Raw genomic sequence first — 25,380 nt, 5'->3', positions numbered from 1 at the left:
CGCCGGCGCCGCTGTTGTCGGTGCCCGACCTGCACGGGGTGGTGACGGCGGACGCACTGCACACGCAGGTGGAGACGGCGAAGGTGCTGGTGGAGGAGATGGGTGCGCACTTCGTGCTGGTGGTGGAGCGGAACCAGCCGGCGTTGTGGGAGGCGTGCCGGTCGATCCCCTGGAGCGAGGTGACGGCCAGGCACAAGGAGAGCGAGGTGGGTCACGGCCGGCGGGAGACGCGGGTGGTGCAGGCAGTGACGTGGACGTCGCTGGCGTTTCCGCACGTCAAGCAGGTTGCCCGGATCATCCGGCACCGCACCGACCGGGCAACGGGCAAGCGAACGCGGGAGACGGTCTACCTGATCACCGACCTGTCGGCGTCCGAGGCGGCTCCGGAGGTGCTCGGGCGGTACGCGAGGGGCCACTGGGGCGTGGAGAACAAGATCCATTACGTGCGGGATGTGACGTTCGGCGAGGATGCCTCACGCATCCGCAGCGGCCACGGACCGCAGAACGCCTCGACGTTGCGATCGGTGGCCATGAACTACCTGCGCACCATGAGCAGTTCCATCGCGGACGCCAAGCGCCAGATCGCCCTGTCACCCCACAAGGCACCCCTGGACCTCTTCGGCGTACCCTCCGACCTGCGGTTTTGCTGAGAAATTCGACCTTGCGTCAGCCCTGGGCCGACATGCCGCATCCCGAGGAGCCGAGAAACGCGCGCCAAGTCGACTGTGAGCGCCGTCGACCAAGGCGGCGGGCCTCCGGGACGGTCAGGGCGATCTGGCCGAAGTCCTAGGGCGGTTCAGCCTCGCCGTCGGCGGGCAGGACCGGTGCCGGGTGCACGCGCCGGTCCAGGCTGGAGATCACGGCGAGCAGGGCGAGCGCGGCCATGGCGAGCACGACGTGCCGACGCCAGGAGCGCCGGGACGGCGTTGGCCGGGAGAGATCAGCCGGAGACTGACTATGCGGGTCCAGACCTGCCGCCGAACGTCGTCGCCGACCCGAGCATCATGCTGTCCCGCTCCGGCCCGCGATCAGCCGCCGGGCCTGCTTGACGAGGTTGGCCATTGCTCTGGTTGTCGAAACCCTACAACGCATCGGTCAACACTGAGCCCAGAAATGCCACTCTTGATGGCCTTCCCAGCACTGTGACTGCACGCATGGCCGCACATTGGCCACACCTCGTCCTTGACAGAGCGTCAGCTAACGCCAACGGTTCCACAAAAGCCCAGCTCAGGGGCAAGATGCCTAGGAATCGCCACAGAGACCACACCTTCGACCTACGCATTGCGATGCGTAGACCGCACGTGTCCGTTTATTCCTAATTCCAAGGCCAACGGAAACAAGAAACCCCAGGTCAGAGGCCTGACCTGGGGTTCACCATGGAGCCGCCTTCGGGATTCGAACCCGAGACCTACGCATTACGAGACCACGAGCGTTCGTGCTGTGTGGTGCCCCGTCGTGCTGCCCGGTGACGTTTTGCCTGATCAGAGCATGTGTGGTGGGTTAACCCATGCCACCCCGTGATGCACGGTCCAAAGGCGTCCGTCCACCGGCTGTCCACCGGCGGGGCCGCCCAATCAGTTACCCATCGCCCGTCCCATCCATTCTGGCGAGACTCCCGACATGGGCAGACCCTGCGATGAGGGCGACTGTCCATCTCCTACAAGGGGCGATCTCGGCGACAACGCCACACGCAGCCGGGCGCCGAGGCTCCCATCCGCAACGACCGCCTCCCTCAAAACGATATCTACCGCCGCCGATCGATGCTATCGTTTCCATGGCAGAAGCGCTCTCGAAGGGACCATTCGCATGGCCAGAACCGTCATCGACCTCGACGAAGACATGGTCACCGAGGCCATGCGCATCTTCGGCACCAAGACCAAGGCCAAAGCTGTCCGCCTCGCCATGGAGGACGCTGTCAAGAGGCACCTGCGACAGGAGGGCTTCGACGCCATCGAAGCCGGTGAGCTCGACTTCAGCGAGATCGTCGAGAACACCGGCCCCCGCAACGCCGATGGCTCCCTCCAGCGCACCGGCGACCGCGCCGGAGGCCGGGCCGCCTGATGCAGGACAGCTACCTGATCGACAAGTCCGCCCTGGCCCGCTGGGCGAAACCGAACATCAAGGAGGTACTCAAGCCCCTGCACGATCGCTACCTCCTCGCCGTGTGCCAGCCCACCGAGTACGAGATGATCCACTCCGCCCGGGACACCTCGGAGGCGACCCGGATCAGCACCTGGCTTCGCGCCTTCGACTACCTCCACGCCGACGACCACACGTTCGCCCGCACCCTGGAAGTCCAGCGCCACGCTCTCAACGCAGGCTTCCACCGCGCTCTGTCACTCCCCGACCTGCTGATCGCCGCCACGGCAGAACTGCACCGACGGACGGTCCTCCACTACGACGGAGACTTCGACATGATCGCCTCCCTCACCGGTCAACCCACCGAATGGGTCGTACCGCCCGGCAGCGCCGACCGGTGAGGCCCTTGGAGCCGACCACGCTGCACCCCTCCCGCTGACCGGCGTCGTCACGACGATCGAGGCCCAGGCTGTCGGCAAGCGCCTCTTCTCGAGCACCTTCAGGCCCTTGAGACGGAACCTGCTCGTCCACCGCGGCTTTCGTCAGTGCGTTCTGGGCCCGACTACCAAGGCTGGTCCCGGGTCAGTTTCAGCAGGCGCTGCAGATGCGTGCCGGCCTTGCGCAGGTCGGCCTCGGGGACCTTCCACAGCCGTGCCGCGTCTCCGTAGCCACCTGCGCCGACGCCGCTCCAGTAGCAGGTGGACCGTTCGGCGGCGGCAGCGAGGACCGCGGCCGGGTAGTGCTCCCACAGTGCCTCAGGATCGGTCAGGCGCCACCAGGAGGCCAGGGCCCGTGCGGCCAGGTGCGCCCCGTGACGGGCAGGGGTGTGCTGCCACAGCAGGTGGGCGACGGGGTCCAGTCCGGCACCGGGGCGGGGAAGACGGGGCACCGTCGGCCTGGTGCCACGGGTACGGTAGCGCGCCATCATGGTAGCGGCATTCATCGCATAGGGGGTCTGGAAAGGCAAGACCTCGGCGATCAGCGGGGCAGGCCCGGGGGCCCAGCGCAGCAGGTAGTCACGGTCTCCCCGGTCGGTGTGGACCTCGCCTCCGGCACCGTCCCAGCCGCGTCGTCCCTCGGCGGGGAAGACCGCGACGCTGCAGGACTCCACCCGCTCCCGGGAGCCGACGCCGATCCCGTACAGCGGCCCGGCCGCGCTGTACAGCCGCAGCAGGGCGGCGGCCGGCGAATCCGGGACGCACAGCCGCTCCAGCTTTCGGCGGTCGCCTGCCGCGGCGTGCTCCCAGAAGGCGACGGCCCGCTTGTTCAGGGTCCTGGGATCGGAGGACCGGCGCTGCGGCGGGGACGGGGCACGGCCGGGTGTGGCGCGCCGGGAGGTGGACCGGGAGGAGGCGCGCGCCGGGGACGTCTCGGCGGTTCGCCCGGCCTTCGCCTCGCTCCCGCTCAGGGGCGAGGCGCCGTCGGCCGCGGCCTGGACGTTTCGCGCGGCGACGGAGGTGTCCGCGCGCACCGGTGCCGCCGTGGATGCCGCCGTGTGCGCATCGGCGCCGTCGCGGGGCGGCGGTACGGACACCGGGGCCGGCTGTGGGGTGGGGCGCTTGGGGGCCAGGCATCGGGCGCAGCCCAGGTGGGTCTTGGCCGCGACCAGCTGCGCACCGCTCCGGTCGCAGGCCGGGCAGCGTAGTGGGGCGAACTCTCCGGCGGGCAGCAGCCAGTCCAGGTCCAGCGGGTAGCGCCGCTCGCCCCTGCGGACGTCCAGTGCGAGGCGCAGCACCGGCACTCTCAGCAGGTGCAGCCGGTAGGGAGTGAGCGTGTGGCGGGCACGATACTTTTCGGCGATCTCGGCCAGGCGGCGTGCGCGCTCCTCGCGGGTGCTCTCGATGCGGGCGCGCAGCAACGCCGCGCGGTCCTCGGGCGCGGTGGTGGCACGGCGCTGGAGGGAGTCCACGGCGGCTGCGTAGTACTCCTCGGCGCGGGCGCGCTCTTTGGCGTGCGCGTCGCCGATCTGCCCGGCCAGTCCGTCACGGCGCAGTTCGGCGCCGGCCTCCAGCATTCGGTGGGCCTCCGCGAGGGCCGCCGCCAGGGCCGGCCGACTGGTGGAGGCGTAGTCCACGGCGGCGGCGAGCCCGGCCGGCAGTGCGGTCCCGGCACAGGGGTCATGGCCGGTGCGGGCGAGGCGCTCGCTGACGCTCGCCGAGACCCGCAGGCGGCTGGGCACGTCGACGAACACCTCGGCCTGCTCCTGGAAGTGGTCCTCCGCGGAGAGCTCGTAGCTCACCAGGGCGCCTACGCGCATCACCGGCCGCAGGGCCCGCTCGGGCGTGGCGTCGGCACGCGGGTCCAGGCGACCGTGGTCGACCGGCAGATACTCTCGGGCCTTGGACAGCAGCGTGGCCGCATCGGGCGGCAGGGAGCGCGGCGCGGTCAGGGTGAGGGTGCCGGTGTCGCCCGCGGCCAGAACGTTCTCGGCGGCCTTGGCGACCACCGGGTGCCCGGTCACCAGCAGCAGGGCGCCGTCTTCGCGGGCGACATCGGGGGCGGCGGTGACCGCGGTCTCCTCGGGCAGCTCCAGCTCGCTCGCCAGGGCGGCGGGCAGGAGTGCCAGGGCGGTGCCTCCGGCGTCCTCCCACAGCCCGCCGCGGTGCTCGACCCAGTCCAGCCAGAAGGCCAGCCCGGCCTCTTTCCGGATCACCGGCCCGCCTCCCTCTCGTCGCCGACCAGTGCATCGACCGCGCTGCGGCTGTCCAGGTAGTCCGTGCGGGCGCCGACCAACTGCTCGCCCAATCGCTCCAGGCGCTCGTCGAACTCCGCGTCGTCCTGGGCGGTGGCGAAGGCGTCGAAGACAGAGGCTTCGAAGTCGAAGTCCTCGTCCACCCGGCCCAGGATCATGTCGAGTTCACCGACGACCAACTCAAACAGATTGATCTTGGATTCGAGGACGTGGAGGATCCGCTGCTCGATGGTGCCCCGGGCGACCAGATTGGTCAGCACCACGTCGTGCTCCTGCCCCACACGGTGCAGTCGGCCCAGGCGCTGTTCGATCTGCATGGGGTTCCACGGCAGGTCCACATTGACCATTACATGACAGAACTGCAGATTGCGGCCTTCTCCGGCGGACTCCGTGGACAGCAGTACCGGCGCGGAGTCGCGGAAGGCCGCCACCGCCGCCTCCTTGCCCCTGCGCGAGAGGCTGCCGTGGTAGACCGCCGCCTCGACGCCCTCGCGCTCCAGCCGAGCGGCAAGCGCGTCCAGGGTCTGCCGGAAGGCGGTGAACACCAGCACCTTCTCCCCCCGTCCGGTGTGCCGGCGCAGCCGCTCCAGCAGGAGATCGGCCTTGGTGGACCCCTCGATCTCCCGGGCCAGCGCAGCCAGGTTCGGCCAGCCCGCCTTGGCCAGGGTCGGCGCGGCAGCCTGCGGGCTCGACCCGGCCAGCCGGGTCAGCCCGCGCAGAGTCAGCAGCCGCGCCGGGGACGCGTCCTTGGCCTCGGCCCTGATTCCGGCCGCGATTCCCGCGTAAAGCTCTGCCTCCTTGGGCGAGGGCTCCACCAGTACCGTCTCGGCGAGCCGCTGCGGCAGCAGCACCTCGACCTCGCTGCGCCGGTGACGGACCATCACCTCGCGGGTACGGGCCCGCAACTCGGCCAGGTTGCGCGGCGCCGATGTATCCGTCCCGGCCCCGGCGTGCCGCTGGCGGAACTGCGCGGGCGTACCCAGCAACCCGGGCGAGACCAGGCTCACCAGCTCGTACAGGTCCTGCAACCGGTTCTCCACCGGAGTCGCGGTGAGCAGCAGCAGATAGCGGGCACGCAAGGCCCGGGCGAGCTTCCCCGAGGCGCTGCGGGGATTGCGCAACCGGTGTGCCTCGTCCGCCACCACCACATCCCACTGCCCTGCGGTCAGCCGGGACTTCAGCGGCTCCCGGCGCGCGGAGGCGATCGAGGCCAGCACCACCGGCCGCTCCGCGTCCGCGCCCGCTCCCGCGTCTGCCCACTCCCGGCCCCGGGCGATCACCGTCGGCAGTCCGAACTTGCGCTCCAACTCCTCGCGCCACTGCTCCACCAACCCGGCCGGGGTGAGCACCAGCGTCCGCTCCGCCAACCCCCGCATCCGCAGCTCGGACAGCACCAGACCCGCCTCGATGGTCTTGCCCAGCCCCACCTCGTCGGCCAGGATCGCCCGGCCGCGCATCCGCCGCAGCACTGTCCGCGCGGTCTGCATCTGATACTCGAAGGGCGTGAACGACAGCTGCGGCAGTGACAGGAAGGAGTCGAAACCGGGCCTGCGCCACACCCCCACCGCCGCGTCCACCAGCACCGAGGTGGCCGGATCCACCGGAGCCGTGCCCAGTCGGTCCACCAAGGCCGCGAACGCGTCGGGCAGTGATTCGGGCCCTGGGGCCGAGCTGTCCACGGCGGCGGGACGGGTGGCGGCGGTATTCAAGCGACCTCGCTGGGGGGAAAGGCGTACAGACGGCAACGGGCACGCTCCGTCACCCGTGCGGTCCAAGTTACCGGCGACGTCGCCAGAACCGTAACCTTCGCCTCACCCGAAAGGTGGACGGCGCCGCCCTCGCGAAACGCGCCGAAGTGCCGGTCGATAGGATCCGCGGCCGTGAGCGAGTACCAGTACTACGAGTTCCAGGCCATCGGCCGGCCGTTGACGAAGAACGAGCTCGAAGGGGTGCGGGCACTGTCGAGCCGGGCCCGGATCAGCGCGACGCACTTCGTCAACGAATACCACTACGGCAACTTCCGCGGTGACGAGCGCAGACTGATGGAGCGGCTGTACGACGCCCACCTGTACTTCGCCAACTGGGGTTCGCGGCGCCTGATGCTGCGCCTGCCCACCACGCTGCTGTCCGCGCGCAGCGCCGAACCGTACCGCTGGGAAGAGGCCTTGTCCTGCTGGACCAGGAAAGGACATGCGCTGCTCGACTTCTCCTACGCGGCCGAGGACGGCGGCGAGTGGGACTTCGAGACCTCCTTCACCCTCGCCTCGTTCACCTCCTTGCGTACCGAACTCGCCGCAGGCGACCTGCGTCCCCTCTATCTGGCCTGGCTCTCCGGACTCACCCGCTGGGAACTGGAGGAGGACGTCGACGAGGACGAGTACGCCTCCACCATCGAGCCGCCCGTGCCGGCCGGCCTGGGCCGGCTCACCGGCCCCCAGTAGGCGCTGGCCGAGTTCCTCCAGGTCGACCCGCAGCTGCTCACCGCGGCAGCCCGCGCCAGCGGTGCCGCCCCCTCCCCGGCGGTCGACAAGGACGCCCTCGCCACCTGGATCCGCGCCCTGCCGGCGCATGAGAAGGACTCCCTGCTGCTGGACGCCGCCCTGGGCACCGCCCCGCAGCCCGGTCCCACCCTGCTGGCCCGCCACCGCGCCGCGTCCCGCGGCGCGGCCGAACCGTCCGCAGCCGCGCGTCGCCGTTCGGCTGCGGAACTCCTCGACGCCGCCCACGAGGTGCGCAGCGAGCACGCCAGGCAGCGTGAGCAAGCCCGCGCCCGGGCCCTCCGATCCGAACTGCGCGCTCGCGAGAGCCACCTGGACCGCCTGGCCGAGAACGCCCAGCAAGCCTGGCAGGACATCGCCCGCCTGATCGGGCAGAAGCAGCCGGGACCCTACGACGCCGCCGTCGCCCTGCTGAAGGATCTCCGTGAGGTCCACGACCGGGTGGGCACCCCCGAGGAGTTCGCCCGACGCCTGCACAACCTGCGCGAACAGCACCACGGCAAGCCCTCGCTGATGCGGCGCTTCACCGACGCCGGTCTGATAGCCCGCTGAGGCGCACTCAGATGTGGTCGCGTGGGCCCTCGGCCAGGAGACGGAGCACGGCGAGGGCGGCAGGTCGGCCGGTGGCGGACAGGGAGATCGGGGCATCGATGACCCGTTCCCGCTCGTCGAGGTAGCCGAGTTCGCGGCCGGTGTGCCAGAACCTCCACAGCAGCCGCTCGGTGTCCTCCACCTCCATCGCGGCGCCGTCACCGCGGGAGAAGCACGCGGCAAGCACCGGATGGATGACATCGCGCAGGTCCCGTCGGAGCCGGGGCTCCGGCCACAGTGCGCCCAGGGCGCACTCGGCAAACTGCCGCTCAGCTGCTGTGGTGCCGAGCCAGGACAGCGCGGCCGTGTGCTGGCGCAGCTGGTGGTCCGTCAGCTGAACACGACCGGCAGCCGAGAGCTTGAGCGTGCGATGGCGCTTGGTCACCAGCCGATGGGTGCGGGCGAGTTCGTGCAGGGCGGCCAGCTGAAACAGGTCCGCCTCCGAGCGCGGCCCCTTGCCGATCGGGTACCAGTGCGGGTAGCGGTCGAACGCGGCAGCCACCAGTTCCCGCGGCAGGTAGCCGGCCTGAGTCAGGGTGACGCCGTCACCGATCTGCTCCAGCAGCCACCGCAGCGGTTCAGCCGTGTCCACAGGTGCCGTGGAAGATTCCTCCAGGGCAGGCAGGACGGCGGCGAGCAGGGCGCGGCGCTCGGCCGGGGCGCCTCGGCCCACAACTCGCGCCGTTCGCGGCGCACGCCCTCCAGCGGGGCACGGCCGTCGAACACGGGCTGCGCTGTGGTGAGCCAATGCTGGGCGAACCGTCGGCGCGCGGCCGGGAACGTACGCGCTTCCGGGGCGAGCTCGCCCTCGTCCAGGGCCTGCTCCAGTCGACGTTCGAGGTTGGCGCGGGCCAGCGCTTCCTGGATGCCCATGACCTGGCCCCAGCTCAGCTCGGGTACGTCCGGCGGGGTAGTGGGCGAGGCACCCGCGGCCTTGCGGTAGGCCGCGAAACCCGCCTCCTCGGAGCACTGCCAGGCCTCCAGTACCTGAGCGGTGATCGTGCTCGTGCACACAGCGGCGGCCCGAACGCGGCCGGCCCCGGCCAGTAGGTCTCCCAGGACCGCGACCGCACGCCGCTGCTCAAGGGTGTCCGCGTGCCACTTGCGGGGCAGCTCGTACCAGCAGAAGCGTTCGATCTCGGCCGCCGAGAGCACGCCGAGCGCGGCGCCGTCCGGCACCAGCCAGCCCAGCAGGCGCTGCGCCATCGACTTGTCCGCCACCAACGTGATCACCTCTTCCACGCTCTGGTCCGCCTGCCGATCCTCCCACGGGCAGGGGTTCCCGTCCGGGCGCGACGACCTGGCGCGGGCCGACGCTGAGCTCACGCAGCCCGAAGCGATGCCCGCACCCGTTCCGCAGGCGCCGTGACGCGTCCCGCGTCTGTCAGAACGACACAAGTCCCCACATCGCCCCCCACCCGCCTTCGATCGAACAAGGCGACCGCGTTGGTCGAGGACAGCAGGAGACTTCTGACGACGTATCACGCACAGCCGTCCACCGGCTGTCCACCGGAGACCGTCTCCGCCTGATCAACCCAACCAGCCGACATGCCAAAACCGCAGTTCAGGGCCTTGGCGCACTTCGCTGCCAACGGCAGGTGAACCTATGACCTACGCATTGCGATGCGTAGGATGCGAGTGTCCGATTGGCCTGAATTCCAAGGTCAAAGAAACGAAGAAACCCCAGGTCAGAGGCCCAACCTGGGGTTCATCATGGAGCCGCCTTCGGGATTCGAACCCGAGACCTACGCATTACGAGACCGGGGGCGATCATGTTTCCTGGTGTCGCGTCGTACCGCCTCGTGACGTTTCCGCTGATCAGGGCAGGTTTCCCGGGTTGGGCTGTGCTGCTCCGTGTCACACCGTCCAAAGGCGTCTGTCCACCGGCTGTCCACCGCTACGCTCGGCATTGAGTTCGTTTCGCGCGATCGTCGCAGCCCGATCCCCGTCGAGTCGGTCCTCTGGGAAGCGGGAGGGAGGCTTTTGCAGGAACCCAACGACCAAGAGCCAATCAGGGCACCCAGGCATCCAAGGTCACGTGAAACGAGAAACCCGAGGTAAGAAGCCCTGCCCTGGGGTTTACCGTGGAGCCGCCTTCCGGCTCATACCGGGGCTCAGGTCGTGAGCGCAGTGGCGACGACCGTGGTCAGCGCGGCGACGGATGCAGCGAGAGTCATGGCCGCGGTACGTGCCACGGTCGGCCCGGCATCGCGGGGCGCGGCGGCCCGCAACAGTGCGTCTCCCTGCCAGTAGCGGTGGCGCGCCGCTCGGGCTAGGTCTGCGCTCCACATCAGGCCCAATACGCAGAAGACGTAGCCGAGGACGCCGAGGTGCGGCGGGAGCACCTTGAGGCCGACGAGCGATCCAACCGCGACCGACATCGCGGTGCGTCTCCACGACAGCGACGTGCGTTCGGCCTGGAGGCCAGGGTCGGCGGGCAGATGCCTGTGCCGGCCGGCCGGACCGGTCATAGCACGACGCCAACGAGGACGGCCGCTGCGACGATGCCGAGGATGACGGCGATCGGCAGTTTGAGGCCCGAGGATGGAAGCGGTGTCAGACATCGCAGTGCCTTCTCTGTTCGGATCCAGCCGGTCCACGCTTGGGCCGACGCCGCGATGCCAGCGAGTACAAGCAGTACGGCGATGGCGCCTCGCATGCTCGTGGCAATAGGCACCTGCAGAGCCTCAACGGCCAAGCCGCCGGCCAGGAACGCCAGCGCTGTACGGATCCAGGCGAGAAAGGTACGTTCGTTGGCAAGGCTGAACCTGGGGTCGGGGTCCTCCCCCGCACCGTAAACGGCTGTGGGAAAGCGCCGTGTGCCGGTGTCCTCGCGGCCACTCATATGTTCTCCTGTGTCAAGCCGCACTGCGGAGTGCGGTGGCTTGACGATTGTCATGGTCGTGGGACGGGCAATCGGATGTCACTCGGACGGAGCGTGGCTCAAGGCGGCTCGGTGCCCCTGCTCTGTCCTGGCTCTCAGCGATCTCCGTGTCGGAGGGGCACGGCCGCTCGAGTCAGGTGCACAGGGGCGCATACGCCTCGGACAACGCGTCGATGGAAGTGTGTCTGCCGGGCCGGCGAGCGGAATCACCTTGTGGCCGCGCAGCGGAATCCGGTGTGGCTCGTGGCGGAGTCGACTGACTGGGGCGAGCGCGCTGCGGGTCGGTAGCGCAGGCAGTACTCCGGCGCGCAGAGGTGGGAACCGCCCTTGAGGACACGGCGCGGCAACAGCTCTCCGGGAGCTGTCGACCCACGAGCCACGGCGGCCTCCGACCCTAGCCTCGCCCCCAGCCCCGAATCCCTTTCATCCACCGACAGCGGCAAGGCAGGAGTGCAGCAGGAGGGCACGGCGCGAGTCACCTCCGAGTTCGGCGCCGAGGCAGCCGGAGCAGGCCGGTCGACCGCGTGGGCGTGGGCGCGGTCTTCCCCGACGGCGTAGTACGTGCTCGTCCACTCCCAGGTGTTGCCGATGAGGTCGTGCAGACCGTAGGCGTTGGCGGGGAAGGCGGTCACAGGTGAGGTGCCGATCCATCCCCGCGCCCCTGTGTTGAGGTAGGGGAACCGTCCCTGCCACGTGTTAGCCATGAGACGACCCCCGGGGTGGAGGTCCTCGCCCCATGCGTAGGTGCTGCCGTCGTTGCCGGCGCAGGCCGCGTACTCGAACTCGGCTTCGGTGGCTAGACGGCGCCCGGCCCATGTCGCGTAGGCGAGCGCGTCCTCGTAGGCGACGAGGACCACCGGGTGGTCGGCCAGGCCTGCCAGGTCGCTGCCCGGTCCACGCGGGTGGCACCACGACGCTCCGGGAACCCAGCGCCACCATTGATCCCATCGGTCAAGCGGTACCGGGCCCCTTGTCGGGGTGAACACCAGGCCCCCCGGCACGAGCAGGTCGGGGTCGGCCCCGGGGTAGAGTCGCGGGTCCGGAGCCTGCTCGGCCACAGTCACGTATCCTGTGACCTCGACGAACACGGCGAACTGGGCGTTGGTCACCGAATGCCGCTCGATCGCGAACGATGCCACTTCCACCTCACGCACCGGTCCCTCGTCGGGGTAGAAGTCGGTGGATCCCATGCGGAACCGGCCTGCGGGCAGCGTCACAAGTTCGGTCAGCGTGTCCATCGAGCCGCCGGCGGCCGCAGAAGCCCGAGGGGTCTCTGACTCCATGCTCGCCTCTCTCCAATCCGTTACTCGAATGACTGCGGTCCGTCTGATGCTTCACCGTCAGGGCTGGTCGGAACCCGGGACCAAAGCCCACCCGTCAGGACCGAGCCGGGCAACCCCTTTGGTGCGCAGGAGTGCCAGGTGTGCGCGCACGGTCAGTTCGGCCTGGGGGGCGACCCGGCCGATCCCGCCTGCGGAGCACGCATCGGCCGTGACCTCGTGCACCGGGCGGGGTCGTGCACCCAGGGCGTCGAGAACCCACCCGTGCACCTCTTCCACCTGGCGCGCCGAGCTCAACAGGGCTTCCTCGACGGCAGCGGCACCTTCGATGATGCCCGCGCCCCACGCAGGGTTCTCGTGAGCCAGCACCAGGGTGCGGGGCTCGAGGCGTCGCATCCGTTCGAGGCTGCTCCGGTAGGCGGCGACGTCGAGGTAGTACGGCAGTCCGGTCCCCTGACCCAGGGTTCCGGTGAACGGCACTCCCGGGCCCTGGACTGCGTCGCCGGCGATGAGCATCCGTTCCGTCTGGGACCACAGGGCCACATGACCCCAGGTGTGCCCGGGCACGTGGACGACTTCCCACGTCCGGCCCCCTACCGGGATACGGAAGCCGTCGAGTACCGGGCTGACCCGGGTCCCGATGCTCACTGGGGGCGTCAGGTCGATGCCGAGGCCGCTCATCGCGGTCGTGAAGCCCCTTGGGTCCGCGACCAGGCCGCTCTCGGCGACGTGCGCGTGGACTGTGACGTGTGCGTCACGGCTCAACTGCGCGAGTCCGCCCGTATGGTCATGGTGAAAGTGTGTGCACATGATGGTGGTCACGGGAGGCAGACCACGATGCGCGACGCACGTGTCGATGAGTTCCGGGCCCGAGGTGGCTGTCCCGGTGTCTACCAGCACGGTGCGATCTCCTGACAGGACGACCGCGGCCGTGCTCAGCCCGGGCGACATCGGGATGGTCACCACGACGACGCCGTCGGCGACCTCTGTCCCGGTCACGATCCGTCGGCCTTCGGCGGCGGCGTGAAGGGGATCCGGAATCCTTCGGACAGGATGGCCGCGCGACCGCCGTAGCGCTCGATGAGGACGGCCTGGTCCCGCCGCGCCTGCCTGTCGACAGCCTCCGGGTCCAGGAGCAGGCGCAGCTCGCGCGTCAGATCCTGCAGAGTGTCCGCGTGGGTCGGGTCACCGGCGAGGTCGCGTCGCTCCTCGGGGTCCGCCCGCAGGTCGAACAGCTGCGGCGGCTGGGTGGCGAAGTAGATGAGCTTGAACCTGCCACGACGGAGCATGAACGCTGCCGACGAGGCACCGAGCCCGTGGTACTCGGCGAACCCGCCGGCGGGGTGCGCGGGAACGGCGTCCGATGCCGGGAGTGTGGGGGTGGTGACCGGCGACGGCTCACGCTCGTCCTCTACCGAGAGCGTTGACAGCACCGTCGGGTACACCGAGGTGAGGGAGACCGGCTGCGACACCCGGGCCCCGCGGGCGAATCCGGGGCCCGCGACCATGAGCGGGACGCCGACCGACTCCTCGTAGAGGTGGTGCTTCCACCACAGGCCTCTCTCGCCCAGCGACGTTCCATGGTCCGAGGTGTACACGACGAGCGTCGAGTCCAGGTCGAACCCGTTCAGCCGTGCCCGCTCGATCACCTGGCCCACCAGCTCGTCCGCCAGAGTGCAGAGCCCGAAGTAGGCTCGACGGGCCCGGGCGATCTCCTCCGTCGAGAACGCCGTATCGACGCCCATGACACGCCGCAGCTCCGCCGGGTACGGGTGCTGCTCCTGCGGGGGCTCACCGACTTCTCCCAAGTCGGTGTCGGCGTAGAGGTCCCAGTACTCCTGCGGGACGACCAACGGATGGTGCGGAGTGGCGAACGAGACCAGCAGAGCCCACGATTGGTCCTGCGGCGCGCTGTCGAGCCACTCACATGCCCGGTCGGCCACAGAGCGGTCGAAGGCCAGGTAGGGCGACTCGCCCACGCCGGCACCTCGCACGAGGTCGGCCAGAGCCGGGCGCGCGGGCATGTCATCACGCACGAGTGAGTAGACGTCTCCCACCCCGTCCGATACGTCGAGGGGGAGAAGGGTCTCGTCGAAGCCCGTGTCGTCCTCGGCCGAACGGAAGTGCATCTTGCCGATGACCGTGGTTCGCAGACCGGCGTCTCGCACAGCATGCGCCCATCCACGCGGCGTCCCGTCGTACGGGTGCGCGTTGTCCCAGGCCCCGATCTCGTGCACCGGTCGCCCCGTCATGATCGAGGCGCGCGACGGGACGCACATGGGTGAGGGGCAGGAGGCCGCGTCAAAGGTCGTGCCCTGTTGGGCCAGTGCGTCCAGGTGGGGGGTCTGTACGGAGGAGCTCCCATAGGCCCCGGAGGCGTACCGCGCGTGCTGGTCAGTCATGACCACGATGACGCGGCGAGGCGTGGGGGCGCTCATGCGATCTCCTCCACCCGGACGCGCGTGCCCGTCACGGCGGCGCGGTACACGGCGGCCATCGTGCGCAGGGTCTCCACCTGGTCGCCGACCGACGGGTAGGGGGCCTCCCCCGTACGGCGGCACTCGAAGAAATGGTCGAACTCCTCGTCGAAGCCCATCGAGGGTCCGAACTGCGGCAGAGCGGTGACGGCTTCACCGGACAGAGCTCCTGACAGGATGTCGCCGTCCACCGTTCCCTCCGTCCCGAAGAGGGTCTGGCCCAACACTCTCTGGCCAGGTCGCCGGCTGCGGCCGGTGAGGACCATGGAGCCTGACGCGCCGGTGCGGAACTGGAGACCGACGACCATTTCGTGGTCGAGGAAGGGGCCGCCGTCGCCATGCGCCTGCGGGCTGACGGCGACGACGGACTCCACTTCGCCCAGCAGGTGCCGGCCCAGTGAGATGGCGTGCGTACCCGCCTGCGTCAGGTAGCCACCACCGGCCGCGCTCAGGGCGTAATTCCAAGAGGGCTGCTGCCCGGAGGGCAGCCGGTGGTCACTTTGGTGACGCGACTCCCACAGGAAGACCTCCCCGAGCGCTCCGCTGTCGATCAGCTGCTTCAGGGCGCGGGCCACCGAGCTGAAAACCCAGTTCTCGGCCACCATGATGACTCTCTCGGGAGACCCTGCGACGATGTCGGCGACGACCTGGGCATCGGCCAGGTTGGCGGCGACCGGCTTCTCGAGGATGACGTCCTTTCCCGAGTCCAGGGCCATTCGCACCTGAGCGGCATGCAGCAGCGGCGGCGTGCACAGGTCCAGGACCTCGATGCTGTCGTCGGCCAGCACCGCCTCGATGTCGTTCGAGTGCCGGCCCGCGCCGAAGCGCTCTGCCGTCGCGCGGGCGCGCTCGAGGTCGACGTCCACGACGGCGGCGAGGTCCACGTCGTCGCGGCCGGCCAGTCTGGGCAGGTGGACGTTCTGGGCGATGAGCCCGGCGCCGACCAGGGCAACGCGGGTTGGTCGGGATGTCATCATCTGGGTCCTTGATCTGTCTGACCGCTGTCACGGTCCTGAGTGGTGCTGGCTGGTGGCGTCAGCCGGGGCTGGGTGGCGTCCCGCGTACGGCGAACATCCGGCACGGCGCGTTCTCGGCCGGTGGGAGGTCGCTCAGAGCGACCGGTAGTTCCTGGCGAGGCCGCCAACCGAGGTCCTCGGCCGCGTTGCCGACGGCCCAGCGCGACGAGCCGTGCCGGGACACGCCGTGATAGGTGCCCACGTGCGGCGGTGCCACCAGGGCACGCCGGACGAGGTCGGCAGCGTCCTGGTCCCCGAGCCAGGTGTCGGCCAGCTCCTTCGTGGTCAGGGGCCAACCGGTCAGCCCGAACCGGATCGAGGAGACCGAGGCTCCGGTGAGGTCGTGGTGCAGCATCGCGGCCGCCTCCATCGCGGCCTTCCCGACGCCGTACGCACAGCACGGGTGGGCCGTTGCGGGGTCGACGGGGCGTGCGCCGTCGCGGAAGGCGCCCCCGGCCGCGTGCACCGAGCTGGCGAGCACCACGGTGGCCACGTGGGCAGCAGCGGCCGCGTCCAGGACCGTCCGGGCGAGGGTGAGGTTGTCCATGGCGACGGACCAGGGCGAGCGGGGACTCGCGTTCGCGGCGAGGTGCAGCACCGCATCGACCCCATGCATCGCACGGGCCACCAGGTCGAGGTCGTGCAGCTCACCCGTGGTGACCTGGTCCGGCTCCATCGGGAAGCGGTGTTCGGTGCGGTCGAGCACGTGGATGCGGAAGGTGTCGGCCAAGGGCGGCACGACGACGCTCGCCACTCGGCCGAAACCGCCTGTGACCAGCAGGAGCGGCAGCTCAGCTCGATTCGCCACAGTGACTCCTCGCGTCCGCGTGCTGATGGACGGACAAGCCGAGGCTCCAGGTCACCCAGGTTCGGGCATCGAGGCGTACGGCTGTCCCGGCGTGCGCCGCGTTGACGACGTCGTCGCCGTTCGACGTCGCGGGCTCGAGTGCCAGGACGGGTTCCCGAGATCGCCAGCAGTGGTCCGCCCACACGGCGAGCTCGGTCGCTGCCCCCGACCACGACAGGGTCAGGCTCCTGCCGCACGCATGGTCGACGCGCACGTGGTCGGGCGCGGTGCCGGGGGCGCACCACCACTTACGACCCGTCCCGCGGGGCACGCCGGTGAAGGGGTCCACCGGCTCCGGGCCCCAGGTCGTCCCGTGCCCGTCGCGATCGGCGGCGCCGCACATGGTCACCGAACTGTCGCCCAGGTCGATCTCCGTGCCCGCCGGCGCCCGGAACTGGGGATGCGCCATCCACAGGAAGTACACGGGGTGCTCGAGCGCGCGTGCGGAGTATTCCATCCGTAGCCCCTCCGCGGTGACCTGCAGGCGACGCCGAAGCAGGAAGGGAACGTCGGAGCCACGCACCTGCAGTTCGACGAAGTCCGGGCCCGCGCCCACTACTGTCCAGGGGACGGCCCACACCTCTCCGTGGTCGGGCATGCCCTCGGACCGCAATGTGGGGGCGATCTCGTCCCATCCGCACATCTCTGCCTCGGCGAAGGGGACGCCGCTGTCCGGCGCGGCCAGCGGCCCGTGCGCCGGTTGCGCCAGCCACTCGTGGCCAGAGGCGTCCCGCAAGGAGGCAATCTTGGCGCCACGCTCGGGGAGCACCACGACCGAACCCCATGGAGCCCGGAGTCGGACGGCCGGCTCGCCGTACCACGACGGCTCCTGCACCAGCGCAGTCACGCGCGCCGTCCCTCCTTGGCCGCGGTGACGGCACGGTGCAGCTCACGTACTCGGTTCGGCAGTTCGGCCGCCGGCCCACACGTCAGGGCACCCCCCATACCGACTGCGACAGCACCGGCGCCGATGAACGCGGGAGCGGCCTCCAGGGAGACACCCCCGGTCGGCACCAGAGCGATCTGAGGCAGGGCCGCCATCACGTCCTGGACGGATGCCGGACCGTACGCACTCGCCGGGAAGAGCTTGACGAAGTCTGCCCCCTCCGCCACGGCCCGGACGGCTTCCGTGGCGGTGAAGGCTCCGGGCAGTGTCGCCATCCCGTAGCGGTGCGCGGTGCGCAGCACCTCGGTGTCGACCGACGGAGAGACGACGAACCGCGCCCCGGCCAAGGCGCCAAGCCGCGCCGTCGTCTCGTCCAGGACCGTGCCGATGCCGATGACGGCGTCCGAGGCGACCGGGTCGTCGCGCAGCTCGGCCACGAGCTCGATGGCACCCGGTGTGGTGACCGAGACCTCGACGACGCGTTGACCGGCCTTCAGCAGCGCACGGATCTTCACGCGCGCCTCTTCCTGCGTCTTCTCCCGGACGATCGCGACGACTCCGTCGTCCGCGATCCGTGCGGCGATCTCATAGTGGTACACGACTTCTCCTTGCGATGTGTCGCGGATTCACCTCAGTGGCCGGGCGGCGGTCAGCGGGGCAGACGTCGGCCAGTCGCGGCTGTCCGCGGCTCGGGCCACCAACAGGGCCGGGTCAGTGCCGAGATCACCGACGTCCGAGTGGGACGTCAGGGCGAAGCCGGCCATCAGGTGCCCAAGGCGCAGGCACCCGGCGGCTTCCATGCCGTGGAGCCGGGCGTGGATCCAGCCGGCCGCGAAGGCGTCGCCGGCCCCGACGGGCTCGACGACCTCGACCGGCAGCGCGGGCACGACGGTACGCCCCTCGCGGTCGAAGGAGACGCATTCGACCGACCCGTCCTTTACCACGAGGACACCGGGCTGGGGGAGATGCTCCCGCACGGCGTCGGCGGTGCGCGTCCCCCACAGGGCCTCGGCCTCGTCCCGGCCGACGAAGACCACGTCGCAGCTTGCGGCGATCTCGCCGATGACATGGGCGGCGGTATCCGTGTCCGGCCACAGGGGCGGACGGTGGTTCGCATCGAAGCTCACCGGTACCGACGCGTCGTGTGCCATCGCGACGATACGTCGCACCGCCTGCGCGCAGCTGCTGGAGAGGGCCGGCGTGACCCCGGTCAGGTGGACCCAGCCGGGACCGGAGGCCATGACAGCCTCGGCGAACCGATCGTCCATCAGTGTCGAGGCCGAGCCGAAGCGGTAGTAGTAGACCTCGGAGCCACCGGGCGCCGGATCCTTGACGAAGACCCCGGTCCGCTCCCCCGGCATGGCGCGCACCAGATCGGTGGACACCCCGTACCGCTCGACGTCGCGTCGCAGCCGAATGCCCAACGGGTCGTTGCCGATCAGACCTGCCCACGCGGCGTGTGTGCCCAGGCGGGCGAGCGAGATGGCGACGTTGGACTCCGCTCCCGCCGGTCCGATCGCGTACTGCGCCGCCTCGTGGAGGCGCTGTCCGTCGCTCGGTACCACCTGCGCCATCGTCTCGCCTACGCATACGACCGCTCCGTCGAGCCGCGTCGGCGGCCAGGGAAGTGCGATGTCGCTCATGACGCACCCACTTCGAAGGCAGCCATGAAGTCGCGGTCGGGTTCAACGCCGATCCCGTGCCCGGGGGGCGCGGTGACCGCCCCGTCGCGGGCTACCGTCTCCGTGATCCGGAGCGGGCTTACGAGCAGTTCGTCGCGGAAGCGGTTCGGTGTCGTGTCGAGCTCCAGGAGGGGGCTGCGGGGGAACATCGCGCCGGGGAGGTCCGGCATGGCCATCAGCAGGTGGATGTTGAGCGCGATCGCCACGGCGGAGCCCCATACGTGGTTCACGATGGGAATGAACCGCGAGTGGGCCAGTGCCCGGACCTTGAGGTACTCGGTGATCCCGCCCAGGGCGCAGACCTCGGGCTGGGCGATGTCCACGCAGCCCGCGTCGAGCAGGTCACGCCAGCCCCAGCGGGTGAACTCGGCCTCGCCGCCGGCGATGTTCACCTCGAGCGAGTCGCGCAGCCGCCGGTAGCCCTCACGGTCCTCCGGCGCCACCGGCTCCTCGAACCAGGCGACGCCCAGCCGCGACAGCTCCCGGCCCACCTGCAGGGCGTCGGTGACGTCGTAGCAGTGATTCGCGTCCACCATGAGCGGGAAGTCGGGGCCGAGCGCGTCGCGCACCGCGGCGACCAGTTCGATGTCGCGCGCAACGCCGAGGCCGATCTTCATTTTAGTGGCCGCGTAGCCGGAATCGCGGATGACGGCCGCGTCCTCGGCCATCCGCTGTTCCAGGCCCTTGCCTCGAGCCAGCATCATGCCGTAGCCGTAGACTTGGACCGACTGCCGGAAGGCTCCGCCGATGGCTTGGTGCAGTGGCTGCTCGGTGAGCTTGCCGAACAGGTCCCACAGGGCGATGTCGACGCCGGAGAGGGCCTGAATGGGCATCCCCTTCTGGCCGTGGTCACGCAACAGGTTGTAGACGCGGTGCCAGAGCACCTCGCGGTCGCGCGGGTCGGAGCCGACGATCATGGGCGCGATCACCTGCTCGACGATGACTTTGTTCGCGAGGGCGACGTTCCCGGGCCCGAAGCACTCGCCCCAGCCCGTGAGCCCCTCGTCGGTCTGAATCTCGACGATGTGGGCGCTTCGTCGCGCGTAGTACTGCTGGGAGTAGCCGAGCTCCTCGTCGAGGTCGTACTGCAGGACGTGGCTGACGACTTTGGTGATCCGCATCAGTGGTTTCCTCCGGGGGGCATGGCCAGTGGCCGGGTGACGCGTTTGTGCACGAGGTAGTCCTCAAGAGCGAGGACGGAGCAGTCATGGCCGACTCCCGACTGCTTGAACCCCCCGTGCGGAAGCTCGATGGCGTACTTGACGCCGTTGACGTGAACCTCGCCGAATTCCAGGCGGTCGACGGCCGCACCGACGACCGACTCGTCACGCGCGAACACGTAGGCGGTCAAGCCCGCGTCCGTGTCGTTCGCCAGTCCGACCGGGTCGTCGTGGCGGGTGAAGGTCGTGATCGACACGACGGGGCCGAACACCTCCTGGCGGAACAGGTCCATCTGCGGCGTGACACCGTCGACGACGGTAGGAGCGAGGTAGCAGTCCGTGGCCGCGCCGTCGGGGCGGCTGCCGCCGATGACGAGCCGGGCCCCTTGGTTCAGGGTCGACCTGACCAGTCCCAGGACCCGCTCGACCGCCCCCGCATCGATGAGCGGGCCCATGTCGGCGGAGCCCGCCGGGCCCGTGCCGACCCGGATCCGCTCAGCGCGTCTGCACAGACGTTCGGTCAGCGCGGCGGCCACTGACTCGTGCACCAGGACACGGTTGGGCGCCACGCACACCTGCCCCGCGTTGGCGAACTTCAGCAGGGCGATGGTGTCGGCCGCGAGATCGAGATCCGCATCGGGGTACACGAGGACCGGTGCATTGCCCCCCAGTTCCAGGGAGTAGCGCTTGACCGTCGTCGAACCCACGGCCATGACGTGACGTGCTGTATCGGTCGAGCCGATCAGAGTGACGAGCGCAGGAATATCACTGCGGGACAGGGCGTCTCCGACGGTGGCGTCGTCCCCTGAGAGAATGTTGACTACCCCCGCGGGGAGTCCGACCTCGTGACACAGGCGCCCGACGACCGCCGCGGCGAGCGGCGTCCGCGAGGACGGTTTGATGACGATCGGGCACCCCGCCGCCATGGCCGGCCCGAGCTTGTATCCGAGGTTGAGCAGCGGGAAGTTCCAGGCGATGAACGCCACGACAACGCCGACAGGCTCTCGACGCAGCTCATGCCTGTGCGTTCCCGCACGGTCATGGAGAACCTCGGGCCCGACGGAGCGAACTGCTTGCGCGTAGAAGTCGAGGGAGTCGACCAGCAGTCGGTAATCCTCTTCGGTCTGTTCCCACGTCTTGCCCGTCTCGTTCTGGACCGTGGTGCGAAGCTCCACCTCCGCCTGGGCGATGGCGCTGCACAGCTCGGCCATGTGACGGGCGCGCCCGTCGAGGCCGAGCGCGCGCCACGCGGCCGCGGAGCGTCGGGCCGCCTCCAGTGCGGCGGCCGCCTCCGCTTCCCCGGCCCAGGCCACGGTTCCCACCACGTGGCCCGTTGCGGGTGAGATGACGTCGTGTGAGGTTCCTGACTCGCAGAGCCGACCGTCGATGTAGGACAGGGCTTGCGGCTTCACTGGCACTCCCTTTCATGGTTCACGGCGCGCCCATCGGCGTGCCCGGCAGTCCGGCGATGCCGACGTCCAACCGGAGCAGATGGCCGGCGTAAGGGTGGTTGGTGCGGTCTCCGTGATCCGGTCCGGCTGTCGTGACGTAGAGCTCGGCCAGCTGGGAGCCTCCGAAGCTGCAGCTGGTGGGATGTGACACAGGCAGTTCGACGCGGCGCAGCAGGCGACCGTCCACGGGTGAATACCGGTGCAGGGCACCGCCGCCGGCCAGGGCCACCCACACTGCGCCGTTCTCGTCCACGGCCAATCCGTCGGGTCGCCCGTGGTGCGCGTCGACACATACGAGCGTTTGACGACCCGTGAGCCGGTCGCCGTCGAGGTCGAAGACGTCGACCGAGCCGACCAGGGTGTCGACGAGGTAGAGCCGCCGTCCGTCCGGACTCCAGCCCAGGCCGTTGGGCAGTCGCAGTCCGTCGAGCATCACCGTGGCCTGCCCCCCGCCGTCGATGCGCCACAATCGGCCGCTGCCCTGTGGTGCGGTGCGCGGTGGCATGGTGCCCACCCACAGTCGGCCGTCTCCGTCGCACACCGCGTCGTTCATGCGGTAGCCGTCGGCGAGGGGCAGGCGGGCCAACGCGCGGGTGTCACTGGACGCGGTGCCGACCAGCAGGAGCGAGAGCCCTGCGGCAGCGGCGAACCGACCACCGGAGGTCGGGACGACAGCCGACACCGGCGGCGTGAACCGAGTGGTGCGGGTGTTGCCCGTCAGGGGGTCTGTGGCGTGGACGTCGCCCGCGGGAATGTCCACCCACCGCACGACGTTGTGGGCCGCGTCCCAGGTCGGGCCCTCCCCGAAGGCCGCGCGGACCGCGCCCACCGGGGCGACGTCGCACCTTCGGTCGGCGCCGGGCACCCTGACCTGGCCGCCGCGGTCGGTCGTGGCTTCTGACACCGGCTCAGCCTTGCCCGGTCTCGGTCAGAGCGAACGAGCTGGTTGTATGCGTCTGCAGGGTGTCGAGGTCGACGTCGACCCCCAGCCCGGGCCCTTCGGGCACGGTGTACCAGCCAGAGGCGCACTCCACGGGCTGTTTGAGCAGGGCGTTGCCGACGTTGAGCTGGCCGGGTTGGAACTCCATGGTCTGGACGTTGCGGGTCGCTGCAGCGACCTGAACTCCTGCGGCGATGTAGATCCCGAGGCCCACCCCCAAGTGCAGAGCAAGAGATACGTGGAACGCCTCTGCCAGTGCTGACACGCCCATGACCTCGGTGATGCCCATCCGTCCGACGTCCGGCTGGAGGACGTCGGCGGAGCGCTTGACCAGGCGGTCGCGGAAGTCGTAGCGGGTGCGGAGCTCCTCGCCGATGGCCACCGACGCGGCCAGCGCTGCAGCCACCTCCGCCTGCCCCAGACTGTCTTCTGGGGCCACTGGCGCCTCGTAGAAACCGAGGCCGTGCTCCTCCATCCGACGGCCCAGCGTGATGGCGTCCGGAACCGAGTAGCGCCAGTGCAGGTCGACGTTGATCGTCGCGTCGTCGCCCAGGGCACGGCGCACGGCGGCGAACGACCGGGCATCCGCGGCCGCGCCGTTGCCCAGCGGCAGCTTGAACTCGGTGAAGCCCTGATCGGCCCATTTGGTGACGCTGGCCACCCGCGTGTCGTCGTCCGGGGCGGACAGGCCCGAGACGTAGCAGGGGACCTGCTGGCGCAGCCGGCCGCCCATGAGCGTGGCGACCGAGGCACCCAGCAACTTGCCCTTGAGGTCCCACAGGGCGATGTCGATCGCGGCCACCGCGTCGAGGTGGTAGCCGTTGACGTGGCCGCGCTCGCGCATCGCGTCGTAGTTGTCCATCCAGATCGACTGCGTGTCGAAGGGGTCGCGTCCGAGCAGAAACGGGCCCAGCAGGCGCTCGACGATCGTCGCGGCGACCTCGGGTACCAGGGGAGCCTGGGCTTCGCCCCAGCCGTAGGTCCCGTCGTCGGTGGTGATGCGGACGAGGAAGGTCTCGGACTTCGTGGAGTAGGACGAACGGTACTTCTGGTGGCGTACATAGTCGCCGCGCTGACCGGGCAGGTCCACCTGCGCGGTGCCTCCCAGGTAGCTCTGGTCCATCTTCACGACGAAACCGCGGACCTCGGTGATTCGGGACATCAGGATGTTCCTCGCAAGTAGGGGTGGAACTCGGCCAGGAACCGCTCGATTGCGGTGTCTTCCACGGTGTGGGGCGTCTGGTGGGGAGCCCGGCAATCGGGATGGTCGAGGAGGCCGCGGCGATGCGCGATGCGCTTCTCGATCGCGACCATGCTTTCCTGCGAGTTGGCCCATCCCACGAGGTAGGTGAGCAGACGCGCGTAGAGGTCGTCGGCTTCCTGCTCCCTGCCGGCCGTCCACGCCTTCAAGATCGCCTGGTAGATCTCGACGAACCCCGAGCCGGGTTGGACGCCGCAGGCACCGAGGCGCAGCGACTCGACCAGGTAGAGGCCCCCTGTCCCCGCGAAGGCGGGGACAGGACACTCGGCCTGTTGCAGGGCATCTATGAACCGGTAGGGCGGCCTGGCCTCGACCTTGACGGCGGCGAGATTGCGGTGCTCTGCCGTCAGACGGTGGATATGGTCAGGGCTCAGGCCCGCGCCGGACGTGGGCGCATACTGCAGGATGACGGGTGTCCCGGACACCGCGTCGAGAACTGCGGCGCAGTGGTCTGCCAGTGCATCCGGTTGGGGCGACATGTACTGGGGCGGGAGAAGGTTGATCCAGTCCGCTCCGAGGTCGATCCACCGACGAGCCTCGCCGATGGCGTGGCGCGTGGCGTGCCCGTGCACGGCGAGCACCGACACCGTCCCGGTGCCGGACGTACGGGCGATCGCACGCCGACCTTGCGAGACCTTCTCGGCCTCGTCCAGCTTGTAGAATTCGGAGGCGAAGCCCGGGAGCATCACGCCCGGGACCCCGAGCCCGATGAGGTGGTCGAGGATCCGGTCGAAGGATGGCGTGTCGATGTCACCAGCCGGAGTGAACGGGGTGGGCAGGACGGGCACGACGCCGGTCAGCCCGGGCGCGTGCGGGCCTTGCGTACCCGTGTCGGTGACCGGAGAGATGGTGTTGGTCATTTGCCGGCCCCGAGGGTAAGACCCTGGACGACACGGCGCTGCATGAAGGCGAAGATGATGACCAGCGGCAGCACACCGAGGATGGCTGCTGGGAACAGCTCCGTCGGGTCGACGGTGTAGGGGTTGATGTAGGCGTAGGCGTTGACCATCACGGTTCGCTTGTCCGGGTCGCTGAGGAACACCAGTGGCACGGCGAGGTCGTTCCAGATGTGCAGGGTCAGGTAGATCACGAGGGTCGCGGTGATCGGCCGCATCAGCGGGAAGATGACGGTCCAGAAGATGCGGAACGTTCCTGCACCGTCGAGCGAGGCGGCCTCCTCCAGTTCCACCGGGATCTGCCGCAGGAAGCTCGTGTAGAAGAAGACCGCTACGGGCAGGAAGAGCCCCGAGTAAGTGAGGATGACACCCAGCCGGGTGTCGAGGAGACCGAGGTCGCGCTGGAGCACGAACAGCGGGCCGATGATGACGAACACCGGCAGAGTCATCCCGAGGATGAGGATCCGATACGCGGCCGAGGTCCAGCGTCGGGTCAGGCGTGCCAGGGGGTACGCCGCCAGGGCGCCGAACCCCACGATGACGATGAGCGACCCGGCGAGGATGACGACGGTGTTCAGGACGCTGACGCCGTAGTTCATCCGGTTGTAGGCATGCTGGTAGTTGTCCAGCGTCGGCTCCGTGGGGAAGCCGAGTGGGTTGTCGGCGACGGCTGCCGGGGTCCGCAGTGACGAGAAGACAGTGAGGACAAGCGGGACGAAGATCAGGGCAACGGCCACGAA

25 protein-coding genes are annotated in these 25,380 nt (G+C 69.7%); 5 read left to right on the top strand and 20 right to left on the bottom strand.

The window, feature by feature from the left end; all coding sequences use genetic code 11:
• The 3 genes from B9S61_RS27370 to B9S61_RS27360 form a co-directional block, all read left to right on the top strand.
• The coding region (locus B9S61_RS27370; protein WP_146064961.1) for an ISAs1 family transposase at positions 1 to 650 on the top strand (650 nt) is incomplete at its 5' end.
• A 1,156-nt stretch (positions 651 to 1,806) separates the two neighbouring features.
• Positions 1,807 to 2,061, top strand: coding sequence for a type II toxin-antitoxin system VapB family antitoxin (locus B9S61_RS27365; RefSeq protein WP_103544629.1), 255 nt, complete (start codon positions 1,807 to 1,809; stop codon positions 2,059 to 2,061).
• Positions 2,061 to 2,480: a PIN domain nuclease gene (locus B9S61_RS27360; protein ID WP_103544628.1), complete on the top strand. Its 420-nt coding sequence runs from the start codon at positions 2,061 to 2,063 to the stop codon at positions 2,478 to 2,480. Before B9S61_RS27365 ends, B9S61_RS27360 begins: the two co-directional genes overlap by 1 nt.
• Positions 2,481 to 2,641: 161 nt before the next feature.
• On the opposite strand, the gene B9S61_RS27355 is transcribed toward B9S61_RS27360, so the two are convergent.
• Together B9S61_RS27355 and B9S61_RS27350 are read right to left on the bottom strand one after the other, a co-directional pair.
• Entirely contained in the window at positions 2,642 to 4,732 is a 2,091-nt protein-coding gene (locus B9S61_RS27355) for a hypothetical protein (protein ID WP_103544627.1), read from the bottom strand.
• Positions 4,729 to 6,480 (bottom strand): DEAD/DEAH box helicase, encoded by a 1,752-nt coding sequence (locus B9S61_RS27350; RefSeq protein ID WP_103544626.1) that lies wholly within the window; start codon positions 6,478 to 6,480, stop codon positions 4,729 to 4,731. The genes B9S61_RS27355 and B9S61_RS27350 overlap by 4 nt, the downstream gene beginning before the upstream one ends.
• A 171-nt stretch (positions 6,481 to 6,651) precedes the next feature.
• Between B9S61_RS27350 and B9S61_RS41735 the strand changes: the two genes are divergently transcribed.
• Together B9S61_RS41735 and B9S61_RS41730 are read left to right on the top strand one after the other, a co-directional pair.
• Positions 6,652 to 7,212: a hypothetical protein gene (locus B9S61_RS41735; RefSeq protein ID WP_219819962.1), complete on the top strand. Its 561-nt coding sequence runs from the start codon at positions 6,652 to 6,654 to the stop codon at positions 7,210 to 7,212.
• Positions 7,213 to 7,500: 288 nt separating this feature from the next.
• On the top strand, positions 7,501 to 7,821 hold the full coding sequence (locus B9S61_RS41730) for a hypothetical protein (protein ID WP_219819961.1): 321 nt from the start codon (positions 7,501 to 7,503) through the stop codon (positions 7,819 to 7,821).
• A gap of 7 nt (positions 7,822 to 7,828) precedes the next feature.
• Here the strand turns inward: B9S61_RS41730 and B9S61_RS27340 are convergent, their stop codons facing one another.
• The 18 genes from B9S61_RS27340 to B9S61_RS27255 all read right to left on the bottom strand — a co-directional run bounded on the left by B9S61_RS27340 (position 7,829) and on the right by B9S61_RS27255 (position 25,377).
• Positions 7,829 to 8,452 (bottom strand): hypothetical protein, encoded by a 624-nt coding sequence (locus B9S61_RS27340; RefSeq protein WP_146064960.1) that lies wholly within the window; start codon positions 8,450 to 8,452, stop codon positions 7,829 to 7,831.
• Entirely contained in the window at positions 8,392 to 9,093 is a 702-nt protein-coding gene (locus B9S61_RS27335) for a hypothetical protein (RefSeq protein WP_146064959.1), read from the bottom strand. The genes B9S61_RS27340 and B9S61_RS27335 overlap by 61 nt, the downstream gene beginning before the upstream one ends.
• 881 nt (positions 9,094 to 9,974) lie before the next feature.
• Positions 9,975 to 10,331 (bottom strand): DUF202 domain-containing protein, encoded by a 357-nt coding sequence (locus B9S61_RS27330; protein WP_103544623.1) that lies wholly within the window; start codon positions 10,329 to 10,331, stop codon positions 9,975 to 9,977.
• A complete protein-coding gene (locus tag B9S61_RS27325; protein WP_103544622.1) occupies positions 10,328 to 10,705 on the bottom strand; it encodes a YidH family protein in 378 nt (125 codons plus the stop codon). Before B9S61_RS27325 ends, B9S61_RS27330 begins: the two co-directional genes overlap by 4 nt.
• Positions 10,706 to 10,950: 245 nt before the next feature.
• Positions 10,951 to 12,027, bottom strand: a complete 1,077-nt coding sequence (locus tag B9S61_RS42695) for a formylglycine-generating enzyme family protein (protein WP_258039874.1) — start codon at positions 12,025 to 12,027, stop codon at positions 10,951 to 10,953.
• 57 nt (positions 12,028 to 12,084) lie between these two features.
• Positions 12,085 to 13,023: an MBL fold metallo-hydrolase gene (locus B9S61_RS27315; protein ID WP_103544621.1), complete on the bottom strand. Its 939-nt coding sequence runs from the start codon at positions 13,021 to 13,023 to the stop codon at positions 12,085 to 12,087.
• A complete protein-coding gene (locus B9S61_RS27310; RefSeq protein ID WP_103544620.1) occupies positions 13,020 to 14,462 on the bottom strand; it encodes a sulfatase-like hydrolase/transferase in 1,443 nt (480 codons plus the stop codon). The genes B9S61_RS27315 and B9S61_RS27310 overlap by 4 nt, the downstream gene beginning before the upstream one ends.
• Positions 14,459 to 15,475 carry a Gfo/Idh/MocA family protein gene (locus B9S61_RS27305; RefSeq protein WP_181007560.1) on the bottom strand — a complete coding sequence of 339 codons (1,017 nt, stop codon included), beginning with the start codon at positions 15,473 to 15,475 and terminating at the stop codon, positions 14,459 to 14,461. The genes B9S61_RS27310 and B9S61_RS27305 overlap by 4 nt, the downstream gene beginning before the upstream one ends.
• A gap of 61 nt (positions 15,476 to 15,536) precedes the next feature.
• On the bottom strand, positions 15,537 to 16,325 hold the full coding sequence (locus B9S61_RS27300) for an NAD(P)-dependent oxidoreductase (protein ID WP_181007559.1): 789 nt from the start codon (positions 16,323 to 16,325) through the stop codon (positions 15,537 to 15,539).
• Positions 16,309 to 17,211, bottom strand: coding sequence for a hypothetical protein (locus B9S61_RS27295; protein WP_103544617.1), 903 nt, complete (start codon positions 17,209 to 17,211; stop codon positions 16,309 to 16,311). The genes B9S61_RS27300 and B9S61_RS27295 overlap by 17 nt, the downstream gene beginning before the upstream one ends.
• Positions 17,208 to 17,849, bottom strand: coding sequence for a bifunctional 4-hydroxy-2-oxoglutarate aldolase/2-dehydro-3-deoxy-phosphogluconate aldolase (locus tag B9S61_RS27290; protein WP_103544616.1), 642 nt, complete (start codon positions 17,847 to 17,849; stop codon positions 17,208 to 17,210). Before B9S61_RS27290 ends, B9S61_RS27295 begins: the two co-directional genes overlap by 4 nt.
• A 27-nt stretch (positions 17,850 to 17,876) precedes the next feature.
• Entirely contained in the window at positions 17,877 to 18,893 is a 1,017-nt protein-coding gene (locus tag B9S61_RS27285) for a sugar kinase (RefSeq protein WP_103544615.1), read from the bottom strand.
• Entirely contained in the window at positions 18,890 to 20,053 is a 1,164-nt protein-coding gene (locus tag B9S61_RS27280; protein ID WP_103544614.1) for a mandelate racemase/muconate lactonizing enzyme family protein, read from the bottom strand. The genes B9S61_RS27285 and B9S61_RS27280 overlap by 4 nt, the downstream gene beginning before the upstream one ends.
• Positions 20,053 to 21,504: an aldehyde dehydrogenase family protein gene (locus B9S61_RS27275; protein ID WP_219819960.1), complete on the bottom strand. Its 1,452-nt coding sequence runs from the start codon at positions 21,502 to 21,504 to the stop codon at positions 20,053 to 20,055. Before B9S61_RS27275 ends, B9S61_RS27280 begins: the two co-directional genes overlap by 1 nt.
• A 19-nt stretch (positions 21,505 to 21,523) precedes the next feature.
• Complete coding sequence (locus B9S61_RS27270; protein WP_103544613.1) at positions 21,524 to 22,447, bottom strand: SMP-30/gluconolactonase/LRE family protein; 924 nt, start codon at positions 22,445 to 22,447, stop codon at positions 21,524 to 21,526.
• Positions 22,448 to 22,451: 4 nt separating this feature from the next.
• Positions 22,452 to 23,645, bottom strand: a complete 1,194-nt coding sequence (locus B9S61_RS27265) for a mandelate racemase/muconate lactonizing enzyme family protein (RefSeq protein WP_103544612.1) — start codon at positions 23,643 to 23,645, stop codon at positions 22,452 to 22,454.
• The gene (locus tag B9S61_RS27260) at positions 23,645 to 24,604 is read right to left on the bottom strand and encodes a dihydrodipicolinate synthase family protein (RefSeq protein WP_103544611.1); all 960 of its coding nucleotides are present in this window, start codon (positions 24,602 to 24,604) and stop codon (positions 23,645 to 23,647) included. Before B9S61_RS27260 ends, B9S61_RS27265 begins: the two co-directional genes overlap by 1 nt.
• Complete coding sequence (locus B9S61_RS27255) at positions 24,601 to 25,377, bottom strand: carbohydrate ABC transporter permease (RefSeq protein ID WP_258039873.1); 777 nt, start codon at positions 25,375 to 25,377, stop codon at positions 24,601 to 24,603. Before B9S61_RS27255 ends, B9S61_RS27260 begins: the two co-directional genes overlap by 4 nt.
• Between the last annotated feature and the right edge of the window lie 3 nt (positions 25,378 to 25,380).

The sequence above is a fragment of the Streptomyces sp. SM1 genome (genome assembly GCF_002910825.1).
GTDB classification, from domain to species: Bacteria; Actinomycetota; Actinomycetes; order Streptomycetales; family Streptomycetaceae; genus Streptomyces; species Streptomyces okerensis.
The sequence above is the reverse complement of the archived record's forward strand: the minus strand, read 5'-3'. Positions and strand labels throughout refer to the sequence as shown.